Consider the following 21,789-nt stretch of genomic DNA (forward strand, 5'->3'; position numbering starts at 1 on the left):
AGAGATAACACTACAAATTGTGAAACAGCAACAGGAACCCGTCAAGCAGTGATAGGAACGGTTAACCCAATTCCAAGTGCACCAAATGCTAATAATGTAGTAGGAGCCTCAAGATGTGAGGCTGGTGTGGTTACCTTGACGGCGACATGCTCAACAGGTCAGACAGTACAATGGTATGCAAGTCAAAATTCAACAAGTGTGTTGACAACAGGCACAAGCTACAGTCCAAGTTTGACAGCAACGACAACTTATTATGTAGGTTGTAAAGACAATACGACAACTTGTGAAACGACAGGAGGAAGCCGTCAAAGTGTAATAGGAACAGTAAATCCAAACCTACCAGCACCAAGTTCATCAAGTGTACAAGGTGGAGCAGTATGTGGCAGTGGAGTAGTAAACTTAAGTGCAGTATGTTCATCAGGACAAACGGTACAATGGTATGCAAGTCAAACATCGACAAGTGTATTGACGACAGGTACCAGTTATGCACCAAGCATTACAGCCACGACGATTTATTATGTAGGTTGTAAAGACAACACAACAACTTGCGAAACAGCAACGAACTCACGTCAAGCAGTAGTAGGGACAGTAAATCCAATACCACCAGCACCAAGTCCAAGTAATGTCACAAACAACTCAAGATGTGGTAGTGGCGTATTGACCTTAGGAGCTACTTGTGGAGCAGGAGAAACGGTACAATGGTATGCAAGCCAGACATCGACTACAGTCTTGTCAACAGGTACAAGCTATAGTCCAAGTCTTTCGGCAACGACTTCATATTATGTGGCATGTAAGAATAACATTACACTTTGTGAGGTAGCTATTGGCGGAAGAACTCCAGTGGTAGGTACTGTGAATCTTATCCCTGATGCACCAGCTTCTGCTGATGTTCAAGGAGGTTCTGTTTGTGGTACTGGTAATTTAACACTTACAGCAAATTGTAGAGATGCAAGTTTAACGCCTGTGTGGTATAGTTCACAAAGCTCAACAACAGTGTTGACTTCTGGAAATACCTACACAGTAGCAGTATCAGCAAATGCAACTTATTTTGTTTCTTGTAAAAATACTACTACAAGCTGTGAGACCCCTGCAGGTGCAAGACGCTCAGTAGATGTTATTTATAACAGCAAACCAGCACCAGTTGCAACAACTAACTCTCCAGTTTGTATTGGAGGCACAGTTACTTTATCAACATCTGGTGGAACTTCATATTTGTGGGAAGGACCAAATGGGTATTCATCAACTTCGGCAACTCCTTCTTTAACAAATGCAAGTACTAGCTTGAATGGTATCTATACTGTAACCGTTTCAGGAACGGGAGGTTGTACAGGTTCTGCCACAGTTGAAGTAGTAGTTAGAACAAAACCTACAGTAACAGCTTCTGTAACTGATGCTACAGTTTGTAATAACTCAACAATCGAATTGAAAGCAAATGGAACTCCTGCAAGTGGAGCAACTATTGCTTCATACACATGGAGTGGTCCTAGTAGCTTTGCTAGTACAAGTCAAAACCCAACAATCTCGGGTGCGCAAGAGGCAAATGAAGGATTCTATAATGTAAAAGCGACAGATAGTTTTGGATGTACTGCAACATCAGAAATATTCGTATTTGTTAATCCAGTTCCAACAGCCACTGCTAGTAGCGAAGGCGGAACGATAATTTGTCAAGGCGCTCCTATTAGTTTGTACGGTAATGGAGGCGGAATTGGTGGTTCATATTCGTGGTCTGGTCCTTCGGGATATAGCTCTACAATTCAAAATCCAACTATTCCAATTTCTTCGCCAACTTATGCAGGTGTTTATACCTTGACAGTTACAGATGCAAATGGATGTACTGCGGCAACGACCATCAGTATTTCATTAGACAAATGTTTGAAACTAGGCGACTTGGTATGGGATGATTTGAATAATAACGGTATTAAAGATGCTGGCGAATCAGGTATTTCAAATGTTACGGTAAAACTTTACCGTGATGCAAACAACGATAATGTTCCAGACGGAGCAGCAATAGCAACACAGGTAACAACTTCTACAGGTAACTATCTATTTACAGGTCTTGAACCAGATAATTATATCGTAGGCATCATTGCACCTGCAGGCTATATTTCATCAACAGGTAAAAACGGTAGCGCAACAGGACCTTATGAAGGTAGTGCCACACCAGATCCTGACAATGATATAAATAATGATGATAATGGAACACTAGTAGGTGCTGAAATTATCACTAAAGCAATTACATTAGTTCCTTATACAGAGCCTGTAAACGATGGTGATACTGACAATACTTCTAACTTAACCGTTGATTTTGGTTTATTTAAACCATCAAAAATTGGAGATTTAGTATGGTATGATACCAACAGAGATGGTATCCAAAATGAAACGCCACTTAATGGAGTAAACAATGTAACGGTTACTTTAACGGATGGTTTAGGAAATATCTTAGCAACGACTACGACAAATTCTTCTGGTATCTATGGATTTGATTATCTAGGTTTAGGAGATTACAAAGTCGTGTTCTCGACAAGTACTTTACCAGCAGGCTATGTGATTTCAACGAAAGACGCTGGTGGTGATGATACAAAAGATAGTGATGCTGATTTGACAGGAACAACTGGTGTAGTGTCAATCACAGTTCCTGGTACATCGAACTTGACTGTTGATGCGGGCGTCAATTGTCCAGCAGCACAAATTAGTGTAAGTACTGATAAAAATACATACTGTGCAGGTTCAACAGTGAAACTTACGACAGTAGTAACAGGAACGCCAACGGTATCACAATACTCATGGAGTGGTCCAGCAAGCTTTACAAGTACAAGTCAAAGTCCAACGATCAATGGTGTGACAACTGCTCAATCAGGAGTTTATACCTTGACAGTAACAGCTAATAATGCTTGTTCAGCAACGACAACTGCGACAGTGAATGTAGTAGTCAATGCTCTACCAACAGTAAGTGCAACGTTAGTAAATACAGTAGTTTGTCAAGGTCAAACCATCGAATTGAAAGCTAATGGCTCAGGTTCTAATTACTCATGGAGTGGCCCATCAAGCTTTACTTCGACACAGCAAAACCCAACGATTGCAAGTGCGACAACGGCGAATTCTGGAACTTACACCGTAGTAGTAAGTGATGGTAATATCTGTAGTGCATCAACGACAGTTCAGGTAACAGTAAATACTTTACCAGTACTGACAGCTACGGGCGGCACTATTTGTCAAGGACAGAGTTTGAATTTGAGTGTAACTGGCGCAAGTACTTATTCATGGACAGGACCAAATGGCTTTACGGCAACAGGCGTGTCACCATCCGTAAATACACAAGGAATTTACACGGTAACAGGAACGAATGCTATAGGTTGTATTGGTACAGCTACTGCAAGTGTGACAGTGAACCCTGCGGCAACGATAAGTGTATCTAATGTTGAGGTTTGTGTAGGAGGGGTTGCTCAACTGACAGCTACAGGTGCAAGTACTTATTCATGGACAGGGCCAAACGGATTTACTTCAACATCTGCTCAGGCCTTGATTTCAAATAATGCTGCTATCACCATGAATGGTGTTTATACTGTAGTAGGAACTACTTCATTAGGTTGTGTAGGTTCTGCAACGGCAAGTTTGACAGTAAAAGAAAATCCAATAGTAACTATTTCTGGAAACAAAGTAATTTGCCCAGGTGGTCAAGTCGCGCTTACAGCAAACTCTAGTGGTACTTTTGCTTGGACTGGTCCAAATGGATTTACCGCAAATACCGCAACAATCAATGTAAGTACAGCAGGAAATTATCAAGTGGTTGTAACAAATAATGGATGTTCTGCGACAGGAACCGTAACTTTGACAACTGAAACATTTAATGTAAATGCTTCGGCAAGTGCAACATCGGTTTGCTCGGGTGGTTCGGTTAATTTGAATGTAAATGCAACCGTTGGTTCAGGAGTAAAATCTTACTCATGGAGTGGACCTGCAAGCTTTACAGTCACAACAACGAACCCTGTTCTTTCGAATGTCTCAGTAAGTAATTCTGGAACATACACTGTCACTGTAGAAGGCAATTCAGGTTGTACAACTACCGCAACAGTAAGTATTACGGTAAGTCCTATTCCAACAACGAATAAAGCAATTGAATTCTGTGAAGGTAGTACAACAACTTTGGCAGTTACTGGATTTACCAATGCTACTTATAGTTGGAATACTTCAGCCACTACGTCTTCAATTAGCGTATCAACTGCTGGAGCTTATACGGTGAATATTACGGAAGCTAATGGATGTAAATCTGTTCAGGTATTCAATGTGACTCAGAACCCTAAAGCAGCTACAGTAGTAACAGGTGCTACAGCGTTCTGCTCAGATGCTTCAACACAGTTAACCATTAATTCAGGTGTAACTAGCGGTCAAACTTACTTGTGGACAGGTCCAAACGGATTTAGCTCAACATCTCAAACGGTATCGATTACCCAAGAGGGAACTTACACCGTGAAAGTGATTACTGATAAAAACTGTGAAGCAACTACAACGGTAGCAGTAACTAAAAATACTGTAAATGCAACGGCTACTTCAGTAAGTGCTTGTGCTGGTTCTTCGATTACACTAGGTGCAAGTGGTGGTACTTCGTATAGCTGGGCTGGTCCAAATGGATTTACGTCGACAGCACAAAACCCAGTAGTATCAGGAGCGAGTGCCTTGTCACAAGGTATTTATATGGTAACTGTTTCGGCCAATGGTTGTGTAGCAACGGCAACAACAGATGTAATGGTTTATGCAAAACCAAGCTTTGTTCCGATTGTCACTAACTCAGAATGTAACAAAACAACCACGCTAAACAATGGCTCAATTCGTATCACAGGTTTCAATACTGGAGATAAATATGACATTGTTGAAGCTTCAACTTACACAGGAACGAAAAACTTTGCGACAGCAACAGCTATTCCTACCAATGGTATTTTGATGGCTAATATCCCGAATCCAACGGCAACAAAAACCTACACGATTCGAGTATTCAATGCCAACGGTTGTTTTACAGATCAAGTAGTGAGAATTCAACCAGTAGCTTGTGATTGCGGACCTCAGGAATGTGTTCCAATTACAATTCAAAAATCAGCGAGATAAGTAGAATTAGGCAAAAGCCTTTTCTAAAAAGATAATAAGAAATGGGACCAATTAATTAACGGAAGTTTTCATCGCGAGCGAAGACTCTATCTTATCCCATATTAGCAAACCCCTTTGTCAATTGATGAAGGGGTTTCTTTTTTGGAAAAGAGTATCTAGAAAATATTCAATTGTATTGCAACGTTAATTACAGTAAATTTGTCAATCTTATTGAGAATCAGGATTATACTTAAAAAGCAGTTTTGGGAAAGAATTTTAGGTAAAAGATTAATAGAAAATTTACTTTAACAGTATCAAAGAAATAACTCTTCATTCCTGAGATTTTCGTAAAACCCATATTAAAAAGTATTTCCTACAATTTCGATTACTAACTTATATGCCCTCAAAGATTTACCGATATATTGCCCTTTTTGCTGTATTATGCCTAAGTTATTCTTCCTCATTTGCACAGCAAATTAAGATAGAAGGAGGTGCAGAAGGGGTATGCCCTAACGACTTTGTGAGATTAACAATTGATAATCCAGATGATTATGAAGATTGTAAATGGTATCAATACAGGACAGTGGAAGGTGATTGGACGAGTTATGTTACTGCAGGTGGTGCGTATGCCGATGTGAGAACTCCTGGTAAATACATGATGAAAGCAAAGTTTAAACCAACAAAACAAAATATAGAAACCTCTCCGTATAATGTCCTTTTGTTGACAGCCCCACCCTCTTTTATCACGCCAAGTAGAGCTGTAACAGAGATATGCAAAGGAAATTCATTAGACCTTAATGCAAATGTAGTACCTAATGCGCATTATAATTGGCTTATAGATGAATCGCCTTTAAATATTGATGCATCCACTCTAAAAGCTACCAAAGCGGGTGTATACAAACTTGTTGTGATTGGAAGTAATAATTGCCCAACGACATCTGCGCCATACACTATTACCTATTTTCCCTTACAGCAACCAGTCATTACGCCCGTTCCAACAGTATGTGGCGTAAGTACAGCGGGGTTTAATCTTTCGGTAAATTATGCTGGAGGTACGTTCAGAGGGCCAGGTATTACCAATACCTCTATGGGCTTTTTTTCGCCACAAGATGCCAAAGTTGGAACGCATCAAATTTTTTATTCTTTACCACAAAACAATAGTTGTCCAAATCTAGAAGATGCAATTGATATTGTCGTAAAAGACCCTCAAGTAACACTTACAAGTAGCACTGGGGGTACAGATTTTTGTAATGGTCAACCTGCCAGTTTACAAGCTACCACAGGTTTTGTAAGTTATGAATGGTCTCAAAATAGTACCGTGCTCTCTGAAATTGGTAGTAAGCTATCAATAAGTACCGATGGTGATTATAAGGTTGTAGTTTCGGATGGAGAGTGTAGTGCAGAAAAACTATTTACAGCTAAATTTGTCAATCAGGTTCAACCTAAAATCACCAATATTCCCTCCGTTTGTGGACTCAATTATCCTGCTGTTATGCTAGAGGGAGCACCTATTGGAGGAGTTTTTACTATCAATGGGACTAATGCTACACAGTTTGATTATGCCAAATTAGGCGTAGGAAAACACACTGTAAATTACGAAGTAAGAGGAACACTGAGCTGTCTTAACGGAACGGCAAGCCAAGAAGTTGTTATCCATGAAATTCCTAAAATTGAATTTGCAAGAATGGAGTTTATGTGGAAAGGATCAAGTGTAATGCTTCAAAGCAATTATACCGATCCAACTTACCTTTATACATGGACGCCCAATATAGCTTTAAGCAACCCACGAATTCCAACACCAATAGCCAATCCTACTGCAACACAGACTTATACTCTGAGAGTAGAAAGCCCTTTCAGTTCAACTTGTAGTGATGAAAAATCGGTAGATGTCGTAGTTTTTGAAAAAATCTGGATTCCTGATGTATTTACACCCAATGGCGATGGATTTAATGATACTTGGGAATTAACAAACATAACAGCTTACCCTAATGCAGAAGTACGGGTATTTAATCGTTGGGGAGAGATAGCCTACTATTCTTACGGAAATTACGAAGGTTTTGATGGAACTTATAACGGGAGTGTTCTACCGATGGGAACCTATACTTATCATATTATTCCGTTTCCTGATCATCCTGAGCTAGAACTCAAAGGTACATTGGCCATATTTAGATAATGCAATAAGAGTCATTATCAAATTTAGTGAGTGGCGATTGTGTGAATGAGTGATTTTTAAAGTTGCATATTATCCTTAGAGATGCAATGCTTTGCGTCTTAAACCGAGTTATATCTAGCATCATAACATCAAAAAAAAGCGGTCGAAAATTAATTTTCGACCGCTTTTTTTAACCTATAACATAAAGCTTCATGCTTATTGTGGGTAAAATTAAGTTAATATTATAAGTACAATCCAGGAACGGATACACTATTAACTTCTTTTACCTACTGAGCATATTCTTCTGTTGGAATACAAGCACAAATCAAATTACGGTCACCGTAAGCTGAGTCAATTCTTGAAACACTTGGCCAGAATTTATTAGCTTTTACATAAGCTAATGGGAATACCGCTTTCTCGCGAGAGTATGGTTTATCCCAGTTTTCTTGCAATGCTACAAGCTGTGTATGTGGTGCATTTTTCAAAACGTTATTAGTCTTGTCAGCACCAGCTTCGATTTCTGCAATCTCTGCACGAATAGCAATCATTGCATCACAGAAACGGTCTAATTCTGCTTTAGACTCTGATTCTGTTGGTTCAATCATTAAGGTACCAGCAACAGGGAACGAAAGAGTAGGAGCATGGAACCCATAATCCATCAAGCGTTTTGCGATATCTTCTGCTTCAATACCTGCCGACAGTTTGAATGGACGACAATCTAAAATCATTTCGTGAGCACAACGTCCTTGTGTACCAGTGTAAAGTACAGGATAGTGTCCTTCCAAACGAGCTTTGATATAGTTAGCATTCAAAATCGCAGTTTCTGTAGCTCTTGTCAAACCATCGCCACCCATCAATGCAATGTAAGCATAAGGAATAGTCAAAATACTAGCCGAACCGTAAGGAGCAGCCGAAACCGCTGTGATACCCAATTTACCACCTGCATCTTTCACAACAGTGTGCGAAGGCAAGAATGGAGCCAAGTGTGCAGCCACACCGATTGGACCCATACCAGGACCACCACCACCGTGAGGAATACAGAATGTTTTGTGTAAGTTAAGGTGACAAACATCAGCGCCAATAGTTGCAGGAGACGTAAGACCTACCTGCGCATTCATATTAGCTCCGTCCATATATACCTGACCACCATGCTCGTGAATCAATGCACAAATTTCTTTGATTGACTCTTCGAATACACCGTGAGTAGATGGATACGTTACCATCAAGCAAGAAAGACTGTCAGAATATTGTTCAGCCTTGGCACGCAAGTCAGCAACGTCGATGTTGCCATTTTCGTCACATTTCGTTACAACCACTTTCATACCTGCCATTACAGCGGATGCAGGGTTTGTACCGTGTGCCGATGATGGAATCAATGCCACATTACGATTGAAATCACCTCTTGACTCATGGTATGCACGAATTACCATCAAACCTGCGTATTCACCTTGAGCACCAGAGTTTGGTTGGAATGACATTTGGGCAAAACCTGTGATTTCTGACAACCATGCGTTTAGCTCTTCAATCATTTTCAAATAACCACCAACCTGATTTTTTGGAGCAAATGGGTGAACGTTACCAAATTCTTGCCAAGTTACTGGAATCATTTCGGTAGTAGCGTTCAACTTCATGGTACAAGAACCCAACGAAATCATTGAGTGAACCATTGAAAGGTCTTTGTTTTCCAATTGTTTCAAATAGCGCAACATTTCATGTTCTGAATGATAGCTATTGAAAACCTCATGTGTCAAGTAAGCACTTTCACGTTTCAAAGAAGCAGGGAAAGCAAAATCAACTTTGTCGAATAAGCTTTCTAATTTTACCTCTTTTTTGCCGATTTTTTCAAAAGCGTAGATAATTGTTTCTACATCTTCCAAAGTACAAGTTTCGTCCAAAGAAATACCGATGTAACGGTAGTCGTCATAATAACGGAAGTTGATGCTATTAGCCAACGCTTCCATTCTTAAACGCTTCTCATCTTCGTCGATAAATACTTTGATAGTATCAAAATATGATTCAGTCTCTACTTTATATCCTAATTCTTCAAGCGCCAACGCTGTCAATTTAGTCAAGCCATGCACTTTCTCTGCAATAGCCTTGATACCTTCTGGTCCGTGATAAACCGCATACGCAGCCGCCATTACCGACAACAATACTTGTGCAGTACAAATATTTGAAGTAGCTTTTTCACGACGAATATGCTGTTCACGAGTTTGTAAAGCCATACGCAAAGCACGATTACCTTGAGCATCTACCGATACCCCAATAATACGACCTGGAATATGACGCTTAAATTCTTCTTTCGTAGCAAAGAATGCTGCGTGAGGACCACCAAAGCCCATAGGCACACCAAATCTTTGAGAAGAACCAACCACAACATCAGCACCCATTTCGCCTGGAGATTTCAACAAACTCAAAGCAAGCAAATCTGCCGCAACAATGACATTAATACCCAACTCATGAGCAGAAGCAATAAAGTCAGTGTAATCAAAAACAGAACCGTCACCAGCAGGATATTGTACAAATACAGCGTAAATATCTTCCTGAGTAAGATCAACAGTACGGTGGTCGCCAACTACCACCTTGATGCCAAGTGGAGTAGCACGTGTTACCAATACATCGATAGTCTGAGGGTGACAAAGCTCAGAAACAAAGATAGTTTCAGCGTTTTTCTTAGCGCCTTTTCTTTGTCCATGAAGCATAGTCATCGCTTCAGCAGCAGCCGTACCTTCGTCAAGCAACGAAGCATTGGCAATTTCCATTCCTGTCAAATCAATTATCATGGTTTGATAATTGAGTAACATCTCCAAACGACCTTGAGCAATTTCTGCTTGATACGGAGTATAAGCAGTGTACCAAGCTGGGTTTTCAAGAATGTTACGTAAAATTACAGAAGGCGTAATTGTATCGTAATATCCCATCCCAATATGAGATTTGTAGGTATCATTCAACTGAGCTAATTTCTTGAAATCTTTCAAAAATTGAGCTTCAGATTTTGCTTTTGGAAGATTTAATGCCTGTGGCAAACGAATTGCCGCAGGTACTGTTTGGTTGATGAGTGTTTCGATCGAATCAACACCAATTGCCTCTAGCATAGCCTTGCGGTCTGCTACATTTGAGTTGTTATGGCGTGTCTCAAATTTTTCCTGATACTGAAAGTTGATTTTCATTAAATGGGTGATTTGATGGTATTTTGTCGGAAATCGCTGCAAATTTAAGTAGAATTATTATCAAAACAGCAAACACTTGTTCACAAATCCCTAACATTGAACCCAGAAGGCTCGGACAGTGCCAATTAGAGCGATTTTTATGGATAACATACTGTTTTAGAAGATTGTTCTAGTAAATTATTTCAAAAAAAATGCAGCAATCATTCTTGGATAAATCCTGTTTTAGGTAAGTGTTTACTAATTCTCTGACTTTTGTGAGAAAATAAAATAAAAAACAAGATAACTCTATGTCGAAAGTGTTTGACATATCTATACCCTCATAAACACTCATTTGTCCCACACCAAGAATTCATTATCTTCGTAAATTCATTCAACAAAATACCTTTATATGAAAAAACTGATAGTACCCGCAGTCTTGTTGCTTATGACTGGAACGGCTACTTTGGCACAGGATAAAGTCATTGCCAAATACGCCAATACCATCAAGGCTGACGACCTTAAAAAACATCTTACATTTATCGCCTCTGATAGCCTAAAAGGTAGAGATACTGGTTCGCCAGAACAAAAAGTGGCAGCTCATTACATTGCCAATCATTTTGAATCTCTAGGATTGAAAGGAATTGTAGGTGCTGACAAATCACATTTTCAATTAGTAGATTTAGTAAAACGTGGTTGGGGCGAATTTTATATTAAGTCCAATACCAAAACTTACGTGTATCTCCAAGACTTTATTGCCAGCAATACAGCTCCAATCAACACTGAAGAAAAAGTAGATTTCGTGTTTGTTGGCTATGGTATCGACGAATCTCGCTTGAGTGACTACGCTACTATGGATGTCAAAGGCAAAGTAATTGTGGCATTCGATGGCGAACCTCGCAATACCGATGGTACTTATGTGCTTTCGGGCAATAGCGAAGCTTCAAAATGGAGTAAAGCCGACAGTTGGAAAGATAAAATGGCTATTGCTAAAGAAAAAGGAGCAAAAGCTATGATTTTGATTACTAAAACTTCGGACGAAGATTTTGATAAAGCCATCAAACAGCGCCAGGTAATGATGAAGCGCTTTGGCAATGCCCGTATGGGATTCCGTGAAGATGGTGAACCTAAAGGTGCGGATTTTGCCGTATTGAACGTGAGCAATGCCATGGCGACAGATTTGCTAGGCATTAAAGCTGGTGATTTGGATGCGCTTCGTGCAAAAGCTGCCGAAACGAAAAAAACGGTTGCAGGCTCTTTGACGCCACAAACAGGTGCTTTACGTATCGAGCGTACTATTACTCCTGTCGAAACCTACAATGTATTGGGTTTCTTGGAAGGTACTGACAAAAAAGAAGAAATCGTTGTAGTAACTTCTCACTACGACCACGTTGGTATAAATGATGGTAAAATCTACAATGGAGCTGATGATGATGGTTCAGGAACTGTATCGGTATTGGAAGTATCTGAGGCTTTTGGAAAAGCAGCAAAAGCGGGTCATCGCCCTCGTCGTAGCATGTTGTTTATGACAGTAACAGGTGAAGAAAAAGGCTTGTTAGGTTCTGAATTCTATGTAAGACACCCTGTGTTACCTTTGGAAAATACGGTTTGCGACATCAACATCGACATGGTAGGTCGTACTGATAAAGAGCATGAGGGAAAAGGTGATTATATCTATGTGATTGGCTCTGATAAGTTGTCTTCAGAATTACACCAAATTATGGAGACAAGCAATAACAAGTACACAAAAATGGATTTGGATTACCGTTACAATGACCCTAACGATCCAAACCGTTTCTACTATCGTTCAGACCATTACAATTTTGCCAAAAATAAAATACCTGTAGCATTTTTCTTCAACGGAGTTCATGACGACTATCACCAACCGACGGATGATGTAGAAAAAATTGAATTCAATAAAATGGAAAAACGTGCGAAGCTAGTGTTCTATATGGCTTGGGATTTGGCAAATCGTGATAAACGTATTGTGGTAGATTCAAACAAACCATAATAAGAGTGCTGAGTTTTGAGAAGTTATCAAATCAAGTGCTAAAACGCAAAAATAAAGTCCAAGCAACAAAGGCAGCTTCAATGGCTGCCTTTGTGCTACATGGGGCAGTAAGTAACAAGGTAAAATTAACTCTGACGATTTAGCTTTCAGCTATGGGCTTTCGGTCAAATATTTCTTATGAAATAGTAGTGTATTTTTTGCCCAGAACTTATAGTCAAAATAATATTTAATCAATTTCGAGTGTAAAATATTGATAATTAAAATTTACATTCACAATTCATACTTAGATGTGTTGCTCCCTTGCGCCTGTTCACTAAAAAGTACCATTTATCCAAAAACGATTATGTTAAAAAAATTACTCTTCTGTTTAACATTGATACCCCATTATTTACAGGCTCAGGACAGTACTGCTCTCCGATTTGCGCAGTATATTTCTGTACCTGAACTAAAAAAGCATTTAAACTACATTGCATCCGATGAATTAGCAGGTCGGCGTACAGGTACTGCTGGACAAAAAAAAGCGGCTCAGTATATTGCCAAACACTTTGAGAGTCAAGGGTTAAAGCCAATTGTGAAAGATAGCCTCAAAGGAAATAGTTTTATTCAGCCATTTTACATCAAAAAGTATTTCTTAGAACAATACAGTGTTATTCATTCGACCAAAACACAGCATATCAAAGGTCGTGGTGTAATTCCTTCTGAAAATGTATTGGGGTTTATCGAAGGAACAGACAGAAAAGATGAGGTTGTAGTTATCACTGCGCATTATGATCATTTAGGAAAAGACCAAGGAAAGGTGTACAATGGCGCTGATGATGATGGCTCAGGTACATCCACTATTTTGGCATTGGCTACCGCATTTGCGGAGGCGCAAAAAGCAGGATACAAACCTTCAAGAAGTATTTTGTTGATGACCGTAGCGGGAGAAGAAATGGGATTGTTGGGTTCTGAATTTTATACAGAACACCCTATTATTCCACTTGAAAAAACAGTTTGTAATCTCAATATTGATATGGTAGGGCGTATCGATCATTATCATGAAGAAGAAAAAGACCCCAACTATGTTTATGTGATTGGTTCAGATAAAATGAATCCAAAATTGGATAGTCTTTTAAAAAATACCAACAATACTTATACCCACTTGTCGCTGGATTATGCTTATAGCTCGGAGATGCACCCATTGCAGCTATATTATCGCTCAGATCACTATAATTTTGCTAAGCATAATATCCCAATTATCTTTTTTACCAATGGCGAACATGAAGATTATCACAAGGCAACAGACGATGTAGACAAAATTGAATTTGACATTTTGCAAAAACGTGCCCAGCTATTCTTTTTTCTGGCTTGGCGTATTGCTAGAGGCGAATTTTAGGGTTTTTTAAGGTAAAAACAGAATAATATTTTTCGTAGAAAGTTTTTGAAAAATTAAATAAATACAATTTTAGGCTTCGTTTTTCGGCTCAATCTATTACCTTTGTGCAATTTTTGAGCATATCCTTCCTTTGTTACCGCTATGTAATTCAAGGGATGTACTACAAAAATTGCACTTCGACTATAAGGTAGTTGCTAATGATAACAATCTTTGAAACATATTTTTCAATAGATTCCTCAAAAGCTTTGAGTCATCAATAGCAAACTGCTGAAAATCAGTACTGATTACTTTTATTTTACGTATTATTTCAAAACTAACATAAAGTACAGCCGTGCCTAAAGACACATCCATCAAGTCCGTTCTCATTATCGGTTCAGGTCCAATTATCATCGGTCAGGCTTGCGAATTTGACTATTCTGGCTCGCAAGCAGCGCGTTCACTTCGTGAAGAAGGAATCGAGGTTATTTTGATTAACTCGAATCCTGCCACGATTATGACAGACCCTCTCAATGCAGACCATGTATATCTGAAGCCACTTGAGAAAAAGTCTATTATTGAAATCTTAGAGAAACACAAAGTCGATGCCGTTTTGCCAACTATGGGTGGTCAGACGGCATTAAATTTAGCTATCGATTGCGACGCTGCAGGTATCTGGGAAAAATACGGAGTACGCATCATCGGTGTAGATATCAATGCGATTGAAACTACCGAAGACCGCGAGAAGTTCCGTTTGAAAATGCTAGAAATTGGTGTTGGCGTTTGTAAAGGTCGTACTGCTCGTTCTTTCTTGGAGGGTAAAGAAATTGCGCAGGAAACAGGCTTCCCGTTGGTTATTCGTCCTTCGTTTACCTTGGGTGGTACTGGTGGTGGTTTTGTTAATGAGCCAAAAGATTTTGATGCTGCTCTTAACAAAGGTTTGCACGCTTCGCCTACGCATGAAGTATTGGTAGAACAATCCATCATGGGCTGGAAAGAATACGAACTTGAGTTGTTGCGTGACAACTTAGGCAACGTAATCATTATCTGTTCTATCGAGAACTTTGACCCAATGGGTATTCACACTGGTGACTCTATTACAGTAGCTCCAGCCATGACTTTGCCAGACACTGTCTACCAAAAGATGCGTGATATGGCCATCAAAATGATGAATGCTATTGGTAAGTTTGCGGGTGGTTGTAACGTTCAGTTTGCGTTAAATCCAGATAACGATGATATCATTGCTATCGAAATTAACCCACGTGTATCTCGCTCTTCGGCACTAGCTTCTAAAGCAACGGGTTATCCGATTGCTAAAATCGCTGCTAAAATGGCGATTGGCTATAACCTAGACGAGTTAACGAATGCTATCACAGGTTCAACTTCTGCGTTCTTCGAACCAGCGCTTGACTACGTGATTGTAAAAGTGCCACGTTGGAACTTTGATAAATTCCACGGTGCAGACAAATCTTTGGGTCTTCAAATGAAGTCGGTAGGTGAGGCTATGGGTATTGGTCGTAACTTCCAAGAAGCATTGCAGAAAGCTTGTCAATCACTCGAAATCAAACGTAATGGTTTGGGTGCCGATGGAAAGGGTTTGCGTGACCAAGATGCTATCATGAAGTCATTGGCTAATCCATCTTGGAATCGTCTTTTCCATATCTACGATGCCTTCAAAATGGGTATCTCGTTCAAAACTATCCGCAACGCTACTAAAATTGATAAATGGTTCTTATACCAAGTTGAAGATTTAGTACGAGTGGAAAATGAACTAGAAAAATATACACTTCAGTCTGTTCCTAAAGCATTGTTGGAGGAAGCAAAACACAAAGGATTTGCTGACCGTCAAATTGCTTACGCTTTACGTTGTTTAGAATCAGAAGTACACGATTTGCGTACAAGCCACGGTATTACACGTGTTTACAAATGCGTAGATACTTGTGCGGCTGAGTTCGAAGCAAAAACTCCTTATTTCTACTCATCGTTCTCGCAAGGTTCTGAAACACTTGATAATGAATCAGTAGCGACTGATAAGAAAAAAGTAATTGTATTGGGTTCTGGTCCAAACCGTATCGGTCAAGGTATCGAGTTTGACTACTCTTGTGTTCACGGTATTTTGGCAGCAAAAGAAGCAGGTTATGAGGCAATCATGATTAACTCAAACCCTGAAACAGTTTCGACTGACTTCGATATCGCTGATAAATTATACTTCGAACCAGTATTCTGGGAGCACGTTTATGATATTATCCAACACGAAAAACCAGAAGGTGTTATCGTTCAGTTGGGTGGTCAGACAGCTCTTAAATTAGCTGAGAAATTATCGAAATACGGTATCAAAATTATTGGTACATCTTTCGAAGCGCTCGACTTAGCAGAAGACCGTGGTGCGTTCTCTACTTTGTTGAAAGAAAACGATATTCCTTATCCAAGATTTGGTGTTTGCGAAGATGCTGACAATGCGGTAGAATTAGGTCGTCAGTTGGGTTATCCTTTATTGGTTCGTCCATCTTATGTATTGGGTGGTCAGTCAATGAAGATTGTAATCAACGAGCAAGAATTGGAACAACACGTAGTAGATATCTTACGCGATATTCCAGGAAACAAAATCTTGCTTGACCACTTCCTTGAGAACGCCATTGAAGCTGAAGCTGATGCAATTTGTGATGGCGAAGATGTTTACATTATCGGTATCATGGAGCACATCGAGCCTGCGGGTATCCACTCTGGTGACTCTCACTCGGTATTGCCTCCATTTGATTTATCTGAAAATGTAATTCGTCAAATCGAAGAGCATACAAGAAAAATCGCTGTAGCGCTTCAAACAAAAGGTTTGATTAACATTCAGTTTGCCGTTAAAGACGAAGTGGTGTACATTATCGAAGCTAACCCTCGTGCTTCTCGTACTGTACCATTTATCTGTAAAGCATACCAAGAGCCGTACGTAAACTATGCTACTAAGGTAATGCTAGGTGCTAAATTGAAAGATTTCAACTTTGCTCCTAAGAAAAATGGATGGGCAATCAAGATTCCAGTATTCTCATTCAACAAATTCCCGAATGTAAATATGGAATTAGGACCTGAAATGAAATCTACAGGTGAAGCTATCTACTTTATCGACTCATTGAAAGATGAGTTCTTCCGCAAAGTGTATAGTGAGAGAAATTTGTATCTTTCTAAATAAGAAAAATACTCATTATAAATGATAAAAAGGGCTTTGAGTGCTAGTCACTCGAAGCCCTTTTATGTTGATAATAAAATCCATAGAACGAAAAAAACGTCAATAGAAACTTCCATTGACGTTTTTGCCTATACCTATATTAATATCGTTAACTTATATTTTGCTATTGATACTAACTGATTGGCGATGATTTAGAAAACAAACATTTGGCAAGCAATTAGTGCAATAGCATATAAACTTAACATAAAAAATCGAATTTTAATACTATTCTCTCTTCAATTTTTTATACGGTAAAATAAAACTTATTAAATAATATTAAAGCCATAGACAAGTTACGGATGAGCTAAGCTCTTGATTATCAGTATGTGATTTTGTGCCAAAAGTAGTAGTAGTTCTACCATCAAACCCAAAATCCCATAGTTGACCTTTCAGAAATACGTTCATTCCTACTTGTATATCTCCAATTGTAGATGCTTTTCCTGCTATAGCGTATTTTTGCCAAGCTTGCCCTTCAGTTAGAACTCCAATATCAGTTTTGGCTTTTGCTGGTGTTGGCCAACCACTGTAGCCAGACCAAGGTATTTGCCAACCAAAATTTATTGAACAAAATGAAGGTACAGCTAAAATTTTTACTCCCTTTTGCTTAAGAATTTGATAGCCATCCTGGAACCATGAATCTGCACAGATTAGTACTCCTAGCTTACCCGCATGGGTATCAAAACTTGGTAGGTTTTGTATAGGCGAAGTAGCTAAAAATGCTTGTTCTTCTGCAATAGGAAAGCTTTTTTTGACTAACTCAGCCGCAATAGTCCCGTTGGGTTGAAACACAGCCGATACATTATACATGAGTCCATCTTGTGGGATTATCTCATTGTTTTCTACTTTTGGATTAGGCAAAAGAATAGAACCCGCCACAATATGTACCTGATAAGTAGAGGCGATTTTCTTGAAAACATTGCTATAAATTTTTGCCATTACTTCTGCTTTCATCTTAAAAATAGCATATCTAGGATGTGCTTTAACAGAATCAGGCACACTCAAATAAGCACTTGCATAACCGCCCAAATTACTAAGCGCCATCGTTTGTAATGCCTTTGCTGCTGAAGGCGAAGTATATACCGAATGCTTTTCATTGACAGCTACCAACCACGTACCCAAATATTCGGGAAGCACAACAATACTTTTATTATTTAGCCATTTGCGTTGTTTAAGTTGAGCGAAATAGCCATCTATTTTTTTATAAAAAGCCTTCTCCGAACTATAGTCTGCTGTGACCATAAAAGGTTGAATTCCAATAAGATTTCCACGACCCGAATCAAGACCAATCGTTTGGTAATCTCTAAATTGAGCATCGGTTGGTAAGTCAAGCTCGTGTCGGTCGAGACTTGACCAAATCAAATACCCCAATAATAATAGTACAGGAATGAGTAGTAATAGTTTTTTCATAGTTAAAATAGCGATTGAACGCCTCAAATTAGAGAAGCTAAAGTTATAGAGAATATATCTAATAGAAAACTCTGTTTCTTCTTTCTGAAAACGAACAATCTTTGATGGCTTATCATTTGAAGAACATTTATTGCTTATTTTTACAAAAAATATAGAATAGCATTTTAAAGAAATAAAACTTTGAAACTCTCAATTATTGTTGCTACAGCCGAGAAAGGTGTAATTGGAAAAGACAATCAATTAATTTGGCATTTGCCAGAAGACCTCAAAATGTTTAAACGCCTTACAACTGGTCATGTGATTATCATGGGTCGTAAAACATTTGAGTCTATCGGCAAACCACTTCCTAATCGCACCTCCATAATTATTTCACGTAATACAGACTATCATGTTGAGGGTTGTATTACGGTAGGCTCTTTAGGCGAGGCTGTTGCTAAGGCAAAAGAGATAGGAAATGAAGAGGCTTTTATTATCGGTGGCGCTCAAATCTACGCATTAGCATTGGATATGGCGGACACTGTATATTTGACCCAAGTTCATCATGAGTTTGAAGGAGATGCCTTTTTCCCTGAATTAGATACAAATATTTGGGCAGAGACTGAGCGTAAGTCTTTTTCCCCAGACGAGAAGCATGCGTATGCTTTTGATTTTGTTACCCTAGAAAAACGCTCTAATGAAGCGTAAGATTTACTGATATTCTCATAACAAATAACACAGCTATGATTGCTATTGCAGATTCTCCTATAAATATTCAAGAATGTATTGATGCTGCTCAGTCTGAGCGTGCGGGAGCCGTAGATGTGTTTATTGGAACCGTACGTAATCATAACAAAGACAAATCGGTAGTGCGATTAGAGTTTGAAACGTATGACTCAATGGCTGTCAAAAAAATGCAGGAATTGGCAGAAGAAGCACAAGCTCGCTGGAATACTGAAAAAATTGTCATGGTTCACCGCAAAGGGGTACTTTCAATTGGCGATGTAGCGGTGGTAATAGCCGTAGCAACTCCTCATCGTGCGGCATCTTTCGAAGCCTGCAAATGGCTCATCGATACGCTAAAACAAGTTGTACCTATCTGGAAAAAAGAAGTGTACGACAACGGCGAAGAATGGCTAGAAGCACATGCTTAGGAGTGATGAGTTTTGAGTTAAGAGTGCGGAGTTTCAGAGGATTTGGGATTTCTGATTTCGGAAATATTGAAAATAACTCAATTTTTGTAAAATATTATTCGAAAAAATGGGCTATACTTCCGAAACCCAACATCCGATATCCGAAATAGATGTTTCCTCCGCACTCCTAACTCAAAACTCATCACTCTAAAGTGTCATCAAATTACAGCCTCTAATATCTGAATTATCGAATCTGCCTAGAATGCGGAAACGGCGATTGTCTGGTAAAAAACTTCCTAAGTCTTTAGTTTCGATAAAGGCACACGAGTCGATATTTGCTAGGTCGATTACATTGATACCTCCCGAACGCACACTGGAATCTACGAGAGTGAAAGGGTCATTTACATCACGTAATAACACTCGCATCGATGCTGGAAGCTCAAAAATACCTTCTCCATAAGAATATCCCTGCGATAATAATTCTGTCATTCCATATTCTGAATGAATGCTTTTTACGCCAAATGCAGCGGTTAATATCTCATGAACTTCTTCTCGCAACAACTCTTTTCTACGTCCTTTCATCCCGCCCGTTTCCATGATAATAACATCTTCAAAGTCTTTCAAAAAGCTAAAATCTTCTCCTGATTCGGCTAAGTCCAAAAGCCCAAAAGTTACTCCGATTAACAGGATTTTTTGATTGGGATTGGCTTTGTGTGCTTTTTTGAGGTTATCAATGAGAGCTTTGTAATCGTTTAGGAAAAAACCAGAATATTGAGAATTAGTTTGCTCAATAAAGCTCTTGACCATATAGACCAACGATGAATTATTGCGCTCTAAATAGGAGGGAAGCAAGGCCAAAATTTGAAAATTTGCCAAAGACCCATAAAATTTTTCGAATATCTGTATTGCAACCTTTACATAAAAATCTGGGTCATATACATAATGACGACTGGTTTGTGAGCCTGTGGTTCCACTACTTTCAAATACAACTTTAGGAACAACTTGATTGGTGGTGATAGTTTGGGATTTGAAAAACTCAATTGGCAAAAAAGGAATGTCACTAACTGAAGTAATATCAGAAGTTTTTTTTCCTAATTGCTCGATATATTGACGATAAACAGGATTGTTTGTAGCTTGAAATTGAAATATTTCAAGGGCAAGTGAATCAAAGTTTGATTCATCTACAGACAACACTCGTTGTTTTAATATGTCAGTGTTTGAAGATTGCATGGTATTATAAAAAAACTTTGCTGTGAGCTTTAGTCCATAAGGTGCAATAGCTAAATTAGACTTTTAATAAGAAAAGTTATAACGGTCTATTGCTTAGCGCTTGATGACAAAAATGTTGATTTTGGGAATTCTCCGTGCAAAATTACTTCAAATGATTAACTTTACAGAAGTTTGGTTTTGAAAGAACAACATTTCAAGTGCTTTTTCGTTCCAAGAATGCCACCGTTTTTTGATAATAAAAAACACTTTTAAACACAGTCGGATAACTGTTTGATAGATTTTTACCTTGTAAAGAACTTATGCCCCAATGAAAAAAATTACTTTTTTCTTACTAGGACTTTTTGGAATGCTTGGTTGTGTGAGTGAGCCAACTTTTGATGTAATCCCGTACATCGGCTTCAATTCAGCACGTATTCTTACCAAAACTTCATCCGACCTTTTGGGTAACACCACCAAGCGTGACTCTTTGATTTTGACCATTAATTTTCAGGATGGCGATGGCGATTTGGGACTTACGCAAGATGATTACAAAAAGCTAATATTGATTCAACCCAACCTACGTACTTTTGATGTGGATTTGTACGTAAAAAAGAAAGGTACATATATTAAATCTACTCCGAGCTTTCCATTAGGAGGGAATCACTTTCAGCGTTATAAGGAAGGAGATAAACCTGGTCCAATCGAAGGAAGTATCGATTTTTCAATCAATTTTGACTATAATAACTTCAGTGGTATTCCTTACCTAACAGGTAAAAAAGATACCATCCGTTTTGATATTTGGATTACCGACCGTGCCCTTCACAAAAGCAATGTAGTACAGTCGAACGATATTGTATTATTCGGTAATTAGCAAGTGCTATATCTCCGCAAAAGCCACGTTATTTAAACAGAAAAGCTACCTGAAAGGGTAGCTTTTTTTATGGAATCAATTAGCGTATATCTTGAATAGCTTTATAATTTTATCAATTTTTTGTAAATTAAAGAATAAGTTTAACGTACTCTTTTCTCAACTATGCGCACTAATTTTTCTATAGTCACCCTATTGGTTTTTCTATCGTTTAAAACCTATTCTCAGAATACAGAAATT

At 38.8% G+C, this 21,789-nt stretch carries 11 protein-coding genes; 8 read left to right on the forward strand and 3 right to left on the reverse strand.

The window, feature by feature from the left end:
* Window positions 1-48 precede the first annotated feature (48 nt).
* Window positions 49-5,100: an Ig-like domain-containing protein gene (locus QM491_RS01485; RefSeq protein ID WP_283325489.1), complete on the forward strand. Its 5,052-nt coding sequence runs from the start codon at window positions 49-51 to the stop codon at window positions 5,098-5,100.
* Between the two features lie 376 nt (window positions 5,101-5,476).
* Entirely contained in the window at window positions 5,477-7,252 is a 1,776-nt protein-coding gene (locus QM491_RS01490; RefSeq protein WP_283325490.1) for a T9SS type B sorting domain-containing protein, read from the forward strand.
* Between the two features lie 266 nt (window positions 7,253-7,518).
* Here QM491_RS01490 and gcvP read toward each other — a convergent pair whose 3' ends face one another.
* Window positions 7,519-10,401, reverse strand: a complete 2,883-nt coding sequence (gene gcvP, locus QM491_RS01495) for an aminomethyl-transferring glycine dehydrogenase (protein ID WP_283325491.1) — start codon at window positions 10,399-10,401, stop codon at window positions 7,519-7,521.
* A gap of 388 nt (window positions 10,402-10,789) precedes the next feature.
* Here gcvP and QM491_RS01500 point away from each other — a divergent pair, with 388 nt between their 5' ends.
* From QM491_RS01500 to carB, 3 genes are all read left to right on the forward strand, one after another.
* Window positions 10,790-12,388 carry a M28 family peptidase gene (locus tag QM491_RS01500; RefSeq protein WP_283325492.1) on the forward strand — a complete coding sequence of 533 codons (1,599 nt, stop codon included), beginning with the start codon at window positions 10,790-10,792 and terminating at the stop codon, window positions 12,386-12,388.
* 343 nt (window positions 12,389-12,731) lie between these two features.
* Window positions 12,732-13,763 carry a M28 family peptidase gene (locus QM491_RS01505; protein WP_283325493.1) on the forward strand — a complete coding sequence of 344 codons (1,032 nt, stop codon included), beginning with the start codon at window positions 12,732-12,734 and terminating at the stop codon, window positions 13,761-13,763.
* 331 nt (window positions 13,764-14,094) lie between these two features.
* On the forward strand, window positions 14,095-16,920 hold the full coding sequence (carB, locus tag QM491_RS01510; protein WP_283325494.1) for a carbamoyl-phosphate synthase large subunit: 2,826 nt from the start codon (window positions 14,095-14,097) through the stop codon (window positions 16,918-16,920).
* Between the two features lie 312 nt (window positions 16,921-17,232).
* Here carB and QM491_RS01515 read toward each other — a convergent pair whose 3' ends face one another.
* Window positions 17,233-18,363: a carbon-nitrogen hydrolase family protein gene (locus tag QM491_RS01515; RefSeq protein ID WP_283325495.1), complete on the reverse strand. Its 1,131-nt coding sequence runs from the start codon at window positions 18,361-18,363 to the stop codon at window positions 17,233-17,235.
* 180 nt (window positions 18,364-18,543) lie between these two features.
* Between QM491_RS01515 and QM491_RS01520 the strand changes: the two genes are divergently transcribed.
* Both QM491_RS01520 and QM491_RS01525 read left to right on the forward strand, forming a co-directional pair.
* Entirely contained in the window at window positions 18,544-19,047 is a 504-nt protein-coding gene (locus tag QM491_RS01520; protein ID WP_283325496.1) for a dihydrofolate reductase, read from the forward strand.
* Window positions 19,048-19,082: 35 nt separating this feature from the next.
* Window positions 19,083-19,493: a molybdenum cofactor biosynthesis protein MoaE gene (locus QM491_RS01525; RefSeq protein WP_283325497.1), complete on the forward strand. Its 411-nt coding sequence runs from the start codon at window positions 19,083-19,085 to the stop codon at window positions 19,491-19,493.
* A 186-nt stretch (window positions 19,494-19,679) separates the two neighbouring features.
* On the opposite strand, the gene QM491_RS01530 is transcribed toward QM491_RS01525, so the two are convergent.
* Window positions 19,680-20,702, reverse strand: coding sequence for a LuxE/PaaK family acyltransferase (locus tag QM491_RS01530; protein ID WP_283325498.1), 1,023 nt, complete (start codon window positions 20,700-20,702; stop codon window positions 19,680-19,682).
* A gap of 307 nt (window positions 20,703-21,009) precedes the next feature.
* Between QM491_RS01530 and QM491_RS01535 the strand changes: the two genes are divergently transcribed.
* Entirely contained in the window at window positions 21,010-21,552 is a 543-nt protein-coding gene (locus QM491_RS01535) for a hypothetical protein (RefSeq protein WP_283325499.1), read from the forward strand.
* Window positions 21,553-21,789 lie beyond the last annotated feature (237 nt).

The sequence above is a fragment of the Flectobacillus longus genome (genome assembly GCF_030056705.1).
Lineage (GTDB): Bacteria > Bacteroidota > Bacteroidia > Cytophagales > Spirosomataceae > Flectobacillus > Flectobacillus longus.

What these genes read in the sequence shown, in the direction of transcription:
- QM491_RS01500 (WP_283325492.1), top strand. Translation starts at nt 10,790, where the DNA reads ATGAAAAAACTGATAGTACCCGCAGTCTTGTTGCTTATGACTGGAACG.
- gcvP (WP_283325491.1), bottom strand. Translation starts at nt 10,401, where the DNA reads ATGAAAATCAACTTTCAGTATCAGGAAAAATTTGAGACACGCCATAAC.
- QM491_RS01505 (WP_283325493.1), top strand. Translation starts at nt 12,732, where the DNA reads ATGTTAAAAAAATTACTCTTCTGTTTAACATTGATACCCCATTATTTA.
- QM491_RS01515 (WP_283325495.1), bottom strand. Translation starts at nt 18,363, where the DNA reads ATGAAAAAACTATTACTACTCATTCCTGTACTATTATTATTGGGGTAT.
- QM491_RS01525 (WP_283325497.1), top strand. Translation starts at nt 19,083, where the DNA reads ATGATTGCTATTGCAGATTCTCCTATAAATATTCAAGAATGTATTGAT.
- QM491_RS01490 (WP_283325490.1), top strand. Translation starts at nt 5,477, where the DNA reads ATGCCCTCAAAGATTTACCGATATATTGCCCTTTTTGCTGTATTATGC.
- QM491_RS01530 (WP_283325498.1), bottom strand. Translation starts at nt 20,702, where the DNA reads ATGCAATCTTCAAACACTGACATATTAAAACAACGAGTGTTGTCTGTA.
- QM491_RS01535 (WP_283325499.1), top strand. Translation starts at nt 21,010, where the DNA reads ATGAAAAAAATTACTTTTTTCTTACTAGGACTTTTTGGAATGCTTGGT.